Annotated in this window: 10 protein-coding genes and 1 pseudogene; 4 read left to right on the forward strand and 7 right to left on the reverse strand. The window is 41.7% G+C overall.

The features are described 5' to 3' along the window. Nucleotides 1-86 precede the first annotated feature (86 nt). A complete protein-coding gene (gene acnA, locus FKN16_RS10205; RefSeq protein WP_170902613.1) occupies nt 87-2,810 on the forward strand; it encodes an aconitate hydratase AcnA in 2,724 nt (907 codons plus the stop codon). Nucleotides 2,811-2,886: 76 nt separating this feature from the next. On the opposite strand, the gene nhaA is transcribed toward acnA, so the two are convergent. The 4 genes and pseudogenes from nhaA to FKN16_RS10225 all read right to left on the reverse strand — a co-directional run bounded on the left by nhaA (nt 2,887) and on the right by FKN16_RS10225 (nt 7,356). Next, entirely contained in the window at nt 2,887-4,230 is a 1,344-nt protein-coding gene (gene nhaA / locus FKN16_RS10210) for a Na+/H+ antiporter NhaA (protein WP_170902614.1), read from the reverse strand. Further along, nucleotides 4,223-5,215 carry a protease modulator HflC gene (gene hflC, locus FKN16_RS10215; protein WP_170902615.1) on the reverse strand — a complete coding sequence of 331 codons (993 nt, stop codon included), beginning with the start codon at nt 5,213-5,215 and terminating at the stop codon, nt 4,223-4,225. Before hflC ends, nhaA begins: the two co-directional genes overlap by 8 nt. Continuing rightward, a complete protein-coding gene (gene hflK / locus FKN16_RS10220; protein WP_170902616.1) occupies nt 5,212-6,207 on the reverse strand; it encodes an FtsH protease activity modulator HflK in 996 nt (331 codons plus the stop codon). The genes hflC and hflK overlap by 4 nt, the downstream gene beginning before the upstream one ends. Nucleotides 6,208-6,796: 589 nt before the next feature. Next, nucleotides 6,797-7,356, reverse strand: a pseudogene (locus FKN16_RS10225) (tyrosine-type recombinase/integrase). A gap of 367 nt (nt 7,357-7,723) precedes the next feature. Between FKN16_RS10225 and FKN16_RS10230 the strand changes: the two are divergent. Then, the gene (locus FKN16_RS10230) at nt 7,724-7,933 is read left to right on the forward strand and encodes a cold-shock protein (protein ID WP_005379008.1); all 210 of its coding nucleotides are present in this window, start codon (nt 7,724-7,726) and stop codon (nt 7,931-7,933) included. A 203-nt stretch (nt 7,934-8,136) separates the two neighbouring features. Continuing rightward, entirely contained in the window at nt 8,137-8,292 is a 156-nt protein-coding gene (locus tag FKN16_RS10235) for a hypothetical protein (protein WP_167394233.1), read from the forward strand. Nucleotides 8,293-8,533: 241 nt separating this feature from the next. On the opposite strand, the gene FKN16_RS10240 is transcribed toward FKN16_RS10235, so the two are convergent. The 3 genes from FKN16_RS10240 to FKN16_RS10250 all read right to left on the reverse strand — a co-directional run bounded on the left by FKN16_RS10240 (nt 8,534) and on the right by FKN16_RS10250 (nt 11,243). Then, nucleotides 8,534-9,130 (reverse strand): tyrosine-type recombinase/integrase, encoded by a 597-nt coding sequence (locus FKN16_RS10240; protein ID WP_047009881.1) that lies wholly within the window; start codon nt 9,128-9,130, stop codon nt 8,534-8,536. 232 nt (nt 9,131-9,362) lie between these two features. Next, nucleotides 9,363-10,136 (reverse strand): TerC family protein, encoded by a 774-nt coding sequence (locus FKN16_RS10245; RefSeq protein ID WP_170902617.1) that lies wholly within the window; start codon nt 10,134-10,136, stop codon nt 9,363-9,365. A 357-nt stretch (nt 10,137-10,493) separates the two neighbouring features. Beyond that, the gene (locus tag FKN16_RS10250) at nt 10,494-11,243 is read right to left on the reverse strand and encodes a 3-oxoacyl-ACP reductase family protein (protein WP_170902618.1); all 750 of its coding nucleotides are present in this window, start codon (nt 11,241-11,243) and stop codon (nt 10,494-10,496) included. A 122-nt stretch (nt 11,244-11,365) separates the two neighbouring features. On the opposite strand from FKN16_RS10250, the gene FKN16_RS10255 reads away from it, so the two are divergent. Then, nucleotides 11,366-12,289: a LysR family transcriptional regulator gene (locus FKN16_RS10255; protein WP_016792128.1), complete on the forward strand. Its 924-nt coding sequence runs from the start codon at nt 11,366-11,368 to the stop codon at nt 12,287-12,289. Nucleotides 12,290-12,303: the final 14 nt, after the last annotated feature.

Genomic DNA, 12,303 nt, shown 5'->3' on the forward strand with positions numbered 1-12,303 from the left:
GGGAAATATAAAAGTGTCCCAAAAAACAGTCTATGACAAGGAGGTGCCTTTTATAAAGGTCAACCATCATTGAAAGGAAACAAATCATGATACCCACCAACGAGAAAACATGGCTCCAAACATATCTAAGTTCACTGAATTTAAAAGGTACAGAATATAGATACTGGTCATTAAAAAAACTTGCCCAAGATTATCAAGTAAACCTGTCCAAAATTCCCGTAACTAAACGTCTGCTTATTGAAAATGTAATGCGACAAACCTCTGATTTAAAAGAGTCATCTCGAATTATTGAAGCATTGCTCTTTAAAAATAAGGCTCTCGACTCAGAGAACAACGGTCATTCATCAGAATTGAGCTTCTATCCTAGTAGAGTACTGATGCAGGACTATACTGGGATACCTGCTTTAGTCGATTTAGCCGCAATAAGAGATGCAGTAGCTAAAGAAGGCGGAGATCCGAGTTATGTAACACCTAAATGTCCGGTTGATCTTGTCATTGACCATTCGTTAATTGTTTATCAATCAGGTTCAGAATCTTCGATACAAACAAATCGTGCACATGAAATGGCACGAAATAGAGAGCGTTATACATTTCTAAAGTGGGCACAAAAAAACTTCCGTAACTTGACAGTGATCCCTCCCGGTAAGGGGATATGCCATCAAGTTAATCTGGAATATCTATCTCAAGTTGTGCGCGAAGACGAAAAAAGAGTGTTAACACCAGACACGGTAATAGGAACCGATAGCCACACCACTATGATAAACGGGTTAGGCGTGTTGGGTTGGGGAGTGGGAGGCATAGAAGCCGAAGCTGCAATGCTTGGTCAGCCACTAAATATCGCTATCCCACGAGTTGTCGGAGTACTTCTTGATGGGCAATTGCGTCCCGGTGTGACTGCGACCGATTTGGTTTTGACGATCACAGAAAGGTTAAGGTCTCATGGCGTGGTAGGTAAGTTCGTTGAGTACTATGGTGACGGCTTAGCCACTCTATCGGTGGCAGACCGAGCAACGCTTGCCAATATGGCACCAGAGTATGGAGCCACTTGCGGATTTTTCCCAATTGATGAAAATACTATCGCCTATTTAACCCTGACAAACCGCCCTTCTTCACTGATTGATAGAGTGCGGGCGTACGCTCTAGAGCAAGAGCTATGGTGGGATACAAACTGCCCTTCACCAGAGTATGACGAAAATGTTGTAGTCGATTTATCTGCCATCGGTACCTCAATAGCAGGGCCCAAACGACCTCAAGACAGACTTAATATCAGCGCCATTAAGCAAGTGACTCTTGACCAATGTGCTATTGAAGGTGCCGCAAACTCAAACCAGCCAGGCTCATCCAGACCCTTACATCATGGTGATGTCGTCATTGCAGCTATCACCTCGTGCACTAACACGTCAAACCCCGCTGTTATGTTGACTGCGGGTTTGGTGGCTAAGGCAGCAGTTAAAAAAGGGTTAACCGTTCCTAGCTACGTCAAAACTTCTCTCGCCCCCGGTTCATTAGCTGTCGCTCGATATCTCAATGATACGGGTTTGCAAGACTACCTCGACCTATTGGGATTTCATCGAGTTGGATACGGTTGCACAACATGCATTGGTAACTCTGGCCCATTAAAAAACAATCTTGAAACTGAGATCTCGGAAAACAGCCTGAATGTATCGGCGGTATTATCAGGTAATCGCAACTTTGAAGGTAGAGTGCACCCCTCTGTTAGCCTAAACTGGCTTGCCTCGCCACCTTTAGTCGTCGCATTTGCGTTAGCGGGTACGACCTGTATTGACTTAGAAAAAGACCCAATTGCGCTCAATAGTAACAACGAGCCCGTCTATCTAAAAGATCTGTGGCCAAGCCAAGCCATGCTGGATGAAATGCTAAATCAAGTCCATGAGAGCCACTTTAGATTGAGCTACAGCGACATTACTGAAGGTGATGAAGAGTGGGAACAATTGTCAATGAAAGATAGCCCCTGCTACCCTTGGGACGAAGGCTCTACTTACATACAACGCCCTCCTTTTTTGGAAATACTACCGCCGACTTTTCCTGTTGAATCAGCGCGTGTATTAGCCATTTTGGGGGATTCAATTACGACCGACCATATTTCACCAGCAGGCCGCATTTCAGAACATAGTCCGGCGGGTCAATATCTACTTTCAAAAAACATCACACCTGAAGAGTTTAATAGTTATGGTTCACGCCGAGGAAATCATCACATCATGGTTCGTGGGACTTTTTCAAATGTACGTTTGGAAAACAAAATCGCCTCCCCGACGATAGGCGGTGTCACGCGGTGTTACGGCGATACCAAACTGGATGACTGTAACATGTCAACCACTGAGAAAGCGCCTCCCATCATTCCTATTTACGACGCCAGCAGGAGGTCAATCGAACTTAACGTTCCGTTGGTAATATTTGCTGGCAAAGACTATGGTTCAGGCTCTAGTCGTGACTGGGCGGCAAAAGGTTGTTTGTTATTGAATGTGAAAGCGGTCATCGCGGAATCGTTTGAGCGAATTCATCGTAGTAATTTAGTCGGTATGGGCATACTGCCTCTTCAACTGATGCGACCAGATGAATTAAATTCACTGACTTTAGAGGGTAATGAGACTGTTTTTATTGCCCCCCACGAACCTATTAAGCCGTTATTGGAGCTCAATATTATCGTAGTAACAGCGCAAGGTGCTGAGCTCACCATACCTGTTACTGCTCGTATAGATAACCCTAAGGAACTGGAGTATTTTAACTCGGGGGGTATTCTTCAATATGTTCTGAAGCAGCTGACAGCTAATATTCCTAAAATGTCATAGTGAAGTCTCGCGTCTTAGATTACGGGGTAGCAGTCTGCGGTAGTTTTTCACCGCAGACTGTCTATACATTTCAGATTCAGATGTTGTTCTGTTTTTCTCTTACAGAGAAATACCGTAAAAAAGTGAGACCGAGTAAAGCTGAACAGATGGAAGCTGAGAAAATTCCAAGTTTTGCTGCATTAATTTGATCAGGGCTATAGGCTAACTCTGAGATAAACAAGGCCATCGTAAAGCCAATGCCAGCCAACATCCCCCCCCCAAAAATCATTCCCCAATTCATATTTTCTGGAAGCATGGCTAACCGGAGTCTTACGGATATCCAACTGAACAGCACAATACCTATAGGCTTGCCAAAAACAAAACCCAAAAAGACAGCAAAAGTAATTGGAGACGTTGCGTTCGTACTGGTTAGTGAAATCCCAGCATTAGCAAAGGCGAATAGTGGTAAGATGATAAACCCGACCCAAGGATGAAGTAACATTTCTAAGCGCTCGACCGGTGAAAGCGTTTCACGGGCCGCCGCCGCAGCTGTCCTTAAAGTCTCTCCTTCAATCTTATCTCCGCTCCATTGCTTCATAGGAGATGATGCCACTATTGAGTCCACAATAGTGGAGAGGTGTTGCTTGCTGACCCACTTATTTGTGGGGGTTAATAAGCCTAGAATCACACCAGTAATTGTCGGATGTATACCAGACATGTCGACCGACAACCATATCATTCCTCCAACAAGAGAGAAGAGTACAATACTGCGAACTCCCAAGAAGCTCATACCTCGAACAATAATAAAACCTATCAATGCATAAACCACGGGCCGCCATTCAATGTCATTACCATAACCAATAGCCACAACAAAGATTGCGCCAATATCATCGACTACGGCCATTGATAACATGAATATTCGTAAGCTACTCGGAATACTTCGTCCTAAGAGTGCTAGGCACCCGATTACAAATGCGGTATCCGTCGCCATCACAGTCCCCCAACCATGATGCCCTGGCTCACCAAATTGGATAAATAAATAGAAAAGAGGAGGTAACAACATCCCACCAAGAGCGGCAGCAATGGAAAGTACAGCTAATTTTGGATTACGAAGTTCACCCAGCACCAACTCACGCTTAAGTTCTAAGGCAATGAGAAAGAAAAACAAAGTCATTCCAGCATCGTTTATCCATTTGTGTAAAGAACGCTCAAAGACTAAATCACCGAAAGTAATCCCTACCGAAATCTGCCAAAAATGAGCAAACTCTTCACTTAGATTTGAATTGGCAAGTAAAACAGCAAGTACTGCTGAAACAAATAGAACAATGCCTGCTGCGGATTCAATATGTATAAAACGGTTTACTGGTTGAGCAACCCAATCAATGTACTCTTTGGGTAATCGAGTCGGATTAGTTGGTACTATTGGGATTTTTTTACTCATTGTTTTCAACTGTAGGTATTAAGTTACCTTCAATGCTATTGAGAAACCTGAATATGTCACTGTTAGTAGATAAAACAAGCGTTGTATTTTCTGAAATGATAGTTGAGTAAGACTGCATTGTTCGCGTGAACTCATAAAGGTCTCTCGCTTGAGGGCTTTTATTGTAAGCTAACGAATAAATTTCGGCGGCTTTGGCATCAGCTTGTCCGCGAATCTCTTCGACTTCACGATAGGCTTCAGACTGGATTTTATTCAAATCTCTGATGCGGTCGCCACGAATCCTCGCAGCTTCCCCATTCCCTTCGGATAAAAAACGTTCCGCGATTTGCCGACGCTCACTAACCATTCGCTCGTAAATTTTAGGGCGAACACTTTCATTATAATTAATACGTTTGAAGCGAATATCGAGCAATTCAATACCAAATATCTTTATTTTTTCTGACGCAGCAGAGAATATTTCTTGTTCTACTAGTTGACGCCCTTTTTTAATAGGAACAAGGGTGCCAATTTTTAACTCTCCTTCAGTGTCACTTAATAAGGCATCTCGTAACGGTTTTCTGTTTTTGTTGGTACGAATTATTTCGATTAGTTCATGCTTTGCGACAGCATTTCGCGTCTCACTTCCCAAAATATCGTCAAGACGAGATTGTGCACTACGCTCATCTTTGATTCTTAAAAAGTATTGAAGTGGGTCGATTATTCGCCACCGAGCGAATAAATCAACTGAAATATACAGCTTATCTTTTGTGGGCATATCGGAAGGGTTGCCATCCCACTCCAACACTCTTTTGTCTATAGTGTTAATCTCATGAATGAATGGCATTTTTATCTTTAACCCGGCATCCACAACAGGTTCTCCTATTGGCTTACCAAACTGAGTAATAATGACCTGTTGTACTTCACTCACGGTGTAAAGTGCGTTGTATATACCAAGAGAGACACATAAAACTAATGCGGTTATGACTCCTATTTTTTTCGGTTTCATTGTGCATCTCCTTGTGTCTTATTGAGATTAAGTAAAGGTAAGATATTGTTTGCTCGCTCATCAATGATAATTTTGGCCCGAATATTCGGTAATACAGCTTGCATGGTTTCTAAGTAGATTCTTCGTTTGGTCACTTCTGGAGCTTTAACGTACTCAAACAATAGTGCATTAAATCGCGCTGTATCCCCCTCGGCTTCATTCACTCTTTTTAAACGATAACCATCAGCCTCTCTGATCCTTTGATCTTTTTCTCCTAAAGCTAAAGGGATCACTTTGTTGTAATCTCGACGAGCTTCATTAATAAGCTTTTCTTTTTCCTGTTGGGCTTGGTTCACTTCGTTAAATGATGCCTGAACAGGTTGAGGAGGGTTGATGTTTTTCAATTGCACTTGGTCAATACTGATTCCTAAGGCATATTTCGTTGAGAGCGCCTGCATTTTTGAAAGCGCTTCATATTCAATTTCTTGTCGGCCTATTGTGATCACTTCATCCACAGTTCTATCCCCGACAACTTCACGCATTACGGACTCAGAAACATATCGAAGCGTTTCACTAGGTTCCCGGACTTCGAACAAAAACTTAATAGGTTCAGAAATTCGATATTGAACTACCCACTCCACAAGGGCAGCATTTAAATCACCAGTGACCATTTGTGTCTCTTGGCGACGATCGTTCACTCTGGGACTTTGGTGAGGATCATTAGCTCCTGGCGTCGTAAAACCAAACTCTTGTTTCAGCTGACGTTTAACTGGAACTATTTTTACCGTGTCAATACCAAGTGGAACCTTGATATGGAGCCCCGCAGGAACATTATTTACATACTTACCAAAGCGTTGTATGACAGCGACAGAATCACTTGGAACGGTATAAAATGTTGACCATAAAATGAGAACTAAAAATAAAATAATAAATGGAGAAAAAAAGCTCGACGGTCCGCCACCGATAAGAATTTTCTTGAAGTGCTGAAGAATAGTATGAAAAGCTTTTTTCAAATGTGGAGGATCTTGCTGTCCTCCACCCTAGGGGTTTCCTGAAGAATTGTTACTTGGGAGCATGAGCATGCCCTCCGGCTATAGGTAAGGAATTTGACCTATGCAAAATTGAATGAGGTAGGTAGCGCTTAATCAACTAGAGTAAATTGTGTGCAGTTTACGATTAGTTACTAAGTGTTGCCTTAGGATAGGGAAGCTCTACTTAAACTTCTAATATAATTAGAAATTATTAGCTAGAAATCATACTAGCTTTCATATCTCAAGCTCTACAGTACCCCCTAATTACTAGGCTCTTTTTATCGCTAACGTTATGCGACGTGTGGTTATGTGAGAGCATACATCTTTAACTATTATTATAGGTTATTTATGTCCGTATAAGGACAGATTTGGCAATTTTTCTACAACGGAACGAGCCTTGTAGAGAAGTATGACTCGAATAACCTAAAAGAACGGCCGCTCTAGCAAGAATCGGGATAAGATAAATCAGACTAGAGAGCACTGAATCAATACTGGACACAGGCTTTTCAACGGTGGAGAAAAGCCTGTGCTAATGCTTCTAGCAGTCAGTTTGCTCTGAAAGTCTCAAAGCTTATTCCCGTTCAACTCCAAGGTAACGAATCGTATTGTCTAGCTTCGAATGTCCTAGTAAAATCTGTACTGCCCTAATGTTTTTTGTTCTGGCATAGATCAAAGTAGCTTTGGTGCGACGTATTGAATGAGTCCCATAATAGTCTGCATTCAGCCCCAGTTTTACAGCCCAACACCTTATAATCGAACGATAAAATGAGTAACTGATAGGTTGCCCTTTACGGCGACAACTTGGAAACAAAAAACTGCTTCTAGGGGTGCAGAGTAGATCCATTGACTAATACTCTGCTGAGTTCTAGGAGTGATTTCATAGTGCACATCAGTGCCCGTTTTTTGCTGTATGCATTGACCCCTCTCATAAATCACTCCTTGCGAAGAGACATCGTATACGTGTAGTTTTCGTAAATCACTCGCTCTCAACTTACTATCAATGGCTAGGTTTAGCAGAGCAAGTTGCCTTAGGTCGTTTTCAAGCTCAAGCCTGGTTCTGATTCGCCAGATTTCTTCAAGCTTAAATGGCCTTTTTATGCCACTGCACTTTGTACAAGATAACTTTCTCATGATGACCTCCTCTCAATGTTGTTGGTCAACATTAAGTTTGGCAGTCATATTTAATAGGGGGCTGATACAAAACGATGCGCCTTAGAAGTTTTTGGACATACTCTTCCATCCACGGATTCTGGGCTAGATTGTTACTACAACTTTAAACTTGTAGGGATTAACTAAATTAAAATAAAGGTATCTTTAATTAAATAAGTCTGTATAGTGTTTCTTGCTCTGACAAAGAGTTGTTTCAAGATAAAGTATAAAGAAAGTCTTCCAGCGTCATTCCTAGCAAGTTTCTCTCTGTAATCTCCCTTAATTCGCTATCCTAAAATAATACCTATGTTCAGTGCACCTTAATTTTTAATTTTATAAGGGGCATAATATGTCTAATCAAGTAATTGGTACAGTAAAGTGGTTTAACGAAACTAAAGGTTTCGGTTTTATTTCTCAACAAAATGGCGATGATTTATTTGTTCATTTCCGAAGCATTTTAGGCGATGGTTTTAAGAAGCTTGTTGAAGGTGATAAGGTTTCTTTTACTGTAGGTAAAGGGCCAAAAGGTCTTCAAGCAGAAAATGTAACGACTATTTAGTCTTACAGTTGAATTTTAACTACCTTGTCATGTTTGTGGCAAGGTAGTTGCTCTGACAAAGAGTTGTTTCAAGATAAAATATAAAGAAAGTTTTCCAGCGTCATCCCTAGCAAGTTTCTCTCTGTAATCTCCCTTAACTCTCTATCCTAAAAATAATACCTATGTTCAGTGCACCTTAATTTTAAATTTCTAAGGGGCATAACATGTCTAATCAAATAGTTAATAATGAAAATAGAATTAATAAAAATAATACTATTCAAAATACCGAAACTTCAATCAATAAAAAAACACAAGTTAATAGCCTTCTCCAAAGAATTGCCAATGGTGAAAGTGGTGTTGTTTTGGAGGAAATACTTTGAGAAATAATGGTCGAAAGAAGATCTGGTTTAAGTTGAAAAAGTTCGAATCAAACACTAAAAAAACTAATTAAAATGATTATCCTGTTTGTAAAGGGTTGCCATCTGGTAACCCTTTCTCGTTTTATGCTATAGCCAAATTGTTTAACTAGAGATTAGTTAGCATAGAGGCCTATACCTAAGCTTCTAACAAACTTAGGGGCACAGGCTTTTCAGGAGAAAAGCCTGTAGCAGCTTCTATCTGTCAGCAGTCTGTTTTCTCAGACAACCTCAGAGCGTCCTCTAGCTCAACGCCAAGGTATCGAATTGTGTTATCAAGCTTCGAGTGTCCAAGTAAGATCTGTACAGCCCTGATGTTTTTCGTTCTGGCATAGATTAAAGTGGCTTTGGTGCGACGCATGGAGTGAGTACCGTAATAGTCAGCATTCAATCCAAGCTTTACAGCCCAGCTCCTGATAATTGCTCGATAGAATGAGTAGCTGATAGGTTGCCCAGAGCGGCGGCTACTCGGAAATAGAAAACTACTTGCCTCTAGGGATGCTGCAAAAATCCATCGGCTAATACTTTGCTGTGTTCTTGGTGTAATCTCATAGTGGACATCGGTGCCCGTTTTTTGCTGGGTGCACTGAACCCTGTCATAGATAACTCCTTGCGAAGAAACATCGTAAACGTGTAACTTTAGCAAATCACTCGCTCTTAACTTGCTATCTATAGCTAGGTTCAGTAACGCGAGCTGCATCAAATCGTTTTCAATCTCCAGCCTAGTTCTGATCCGCCAGATCTCTTCAAGCTTAAATGGCCTTTTGATGCCACTGCATTTTCCAGAAGATGACTTTCTCATGATGACCTCCTCTCAGTGTTTTTGGTCAACATGAAGTTTGGCAATCATATTTTATAGGGGATGGGTTAGCTGAAACGCCTATGGAAAAAACGAGTTATCACCCTTCCTAAATTAGCAATTAATGAATACCCCTTGTGTATAGAAAGCCGCTTTGCCTAGTGCTGATCGTGTAGGCTAGGTTTGTACATTACGAATCATCAGAGCCTACAGGCTCCTTGTACATGAGACGTATCTAGTTAAAACGTAACCCGATTCGCTTTTTCTGAAATTCTTTGATTTGTTGGATGGTTAAGGTTCGCTTCTGTTTGTTTTTTATTTGTATATGACATAACTCAAGCGTTAGTCCGAAAACCATAGCAAAGTACACATAGCCTTTATTGATATGAATGGCTAAACCTTCCGCCATTAGTAGTCCGCCCAATAAAACCAAAAACAGTAAAGCCAATGTTTTAAATCCAGGGTAACGAGTAACTAAGTCGTTGATTTTTTCCGCCGTTAAAATCATAAAAATCGCGGATGTCAAAATAGCGGCTATCATAACTGGTACTTCAGATGTTAAACCAACGGCGGTTATGACTGAATCCATAGAAAAAACGGCATCTACCGCCACAATCTGGAGAAGTACGACGGCTAATCCAGTCCTAGCTCGAGTCGAATATGACGATGGTGTATGTCTTAACCATGACCAAAGTTCTTTCGCACTTTTAGCCAACAAAAAACCACCACCCAATATCATAATAATATCTCGTCCGGTGAACGTTGTATGGGCGAAGCTCAGCAAAGGATTAGTCAGAGACATCACCCACGAAATAGAAAACACAAGACCTATTCGCGTTAACACCGCCAGAGCAATACCTAAATTACGTGCAACTTTGCGTTGCTGTACTGGGAGTCGTTCACATAGAACTGAAATGAAGACGACATTATCGACACCCAAAACAATTTCAAGGATCAATAACGTGGCAAATACTACCCAGATTTCGGGTTGTAGAAAGAGCTCTAGCATGTGCTTATCTCCTTAATACAAGAAGACAATGGGATAAAACGGCACCTAAAGGGGTCGTCCATAGAAGTAATTTACCTCTCTGTTTAGAAATGGAATAAGACTAAGCATTCGTTTTAATAACGCTAATTTTTTAATACGCTATCTGTTTTATTGGGGAGCTCGATATTTAACATCGGATGTTTATGTGGTAATAACTGGATGTCATTAGCAAGCGCGCAAAACTGTTCAAAACTGATAGGTGCTGAATGATTGACCTTGGATGTAGGCCAATCATCGTATCTCTCTTTGCTCATCATGAAGTGATGATTGCTTGAGGTTGGGTTGATCAATCGTGAGTGACTCGACCGTGTATTTCGATTAAGCGGAAAAGCCACCGTCGATCATCAAGTCAGCACCAGTGATGTAACCCGCTTCTGAGCTAGCGACGAATGCTACTAAGCTCGCAATCTCCTCTACTTGACCATAACGACCAAGTGCACCAATAGCTTTTACAGGCTCTGAAGTATCGCCATTGTCTGGGTTTAAGTCGGTATCTACCGGACCTGGTAAAATGTTGTTGACGGTAATGCCTCTAGGGCCTAAATCGCGAGAGAGACCTTTGGCCAATCCGGTTAGTGCAGACTTGCTCATTCCATAGATAGAACCGCCAGCAAAAGGAATGCGCTGAGCGTTCGTGCTACTGATATTGATTATTCTGCCATTATTATTCATGTGCTTCGCAGCTTCATGAATCGCCACAAACACACTTCGTACGTTGGTATTGATGGTCTTGTCCCAATCATCCATCGTCAAATTTTCAATACTGTCCCAGATCAGCGTACCTGAATTGTTTACGACAATATCAATTTGACCAAGTTGTTCTATGGTTTCGCTGATTGCATTTCTGATATCTTCAGGTTTAGTGCTATCCGCCTTTATTGCGATGACTTTGCCACCTTGTAAAGTTAAACTCTCCGCAAGCGCTTTGGCTTTTCCGTGGGATGACACAAATGTAAAAGCAACAGACGCTCCCTCCAATGCCAATCTCTCAACAATGGCGGCACCAATACCGCGACTGCCACCTTGGATAAAAGCGACCTTACCTTTGAATCTATTGAAGTTATTCATCATGTTTACCTTAATTGAAAAGTCGATGTAATCATCTCGTTGATGTACGCAGAATAATCGATTCACATCTGCTTATTAAGTCCATATAATGACAAACATAAAGTCCTACAGGGAATCAATTGATGTTAAAAAGCCAGTTTGTGGAAGTTCGTCACTTTGTCACCGTTGCGCAGTTGGGGAGTTTTACCCTTGCGGCCCAAGCGCTTGGGATGACCGGTTCAGCTTTAAGTAAAAGCGTTGCTCGACTAGAAAAGCAGCTAGGCACCAAACTCCTTCATCGAACAACTCGACGCATCGCGTTGACCAATGATGGGGATTCCTATTTAGCCGACTGCCTTAAAGCGATGACTATTTTAGAGGAAGCAGAGAAGCGCTTAAGCAATCAACAATTATTGCCATCAGGGCGTGTGCGTATTGATTTACCCGCAGTTCTCGGTAGAAGAGCAATCCTACCCAAGTTGCTAGAATTAACGTCCAAGTTCGAGCAATTAGATCTATCTATTACCTTTAATGACCGTCCTACGGATTTAGTCAGTGACGGGATTGATCTTGCGATCCGCGTTGGGCACTTAGAAAATTCGGGCGATATTGTTGCACGTAAAATAGGGGAGCAAAAAAGGGTGATATGTGCCTCTCCCTCTTATTTAGCAACGCGAGCACCGATTACCAAAAAAGAAGATATTGCCCAACATGATTGCATCGTCGGTTGGCCTATAGGACAAAGGCATAGTTGGCTGCTGAAAAATGCTAAAGGGGCAACCGAATCTGTTGATATTTCAGCACGTCATGAGATAGCCGACTGTGAAGGTATTTTGCAATCGGCTTTATCTGGTGCAGGTTTGGCTCAACTACCAGTGTGGTTAGTGAAGCAATACCTTGATGATGGGCAATTATGCCCTGTATTAGAGAAATTCAATGGCGAAGGAGCCCCCATCAGTATTGTTTGGCTAAAAACACCTTACATTCTGCCTAAAATAAGAGTCATCATAGATGAAATCATTGCATTATCGAGCCGTCATCCGGATATTTTTGAGGCTTCTTTGTAATGTTGACTAATCGA

It is taken from the genome of Vibrio sp. 11-4(1), assembly GCF_013048625.1.
Classification (GTDB): domain Bacteria; phylum Pseudomonadota; class Gammaproteobacteria; order Enterobacterales; family Vibrionaceae; genus Vibrio; species Vibrio diabolicus.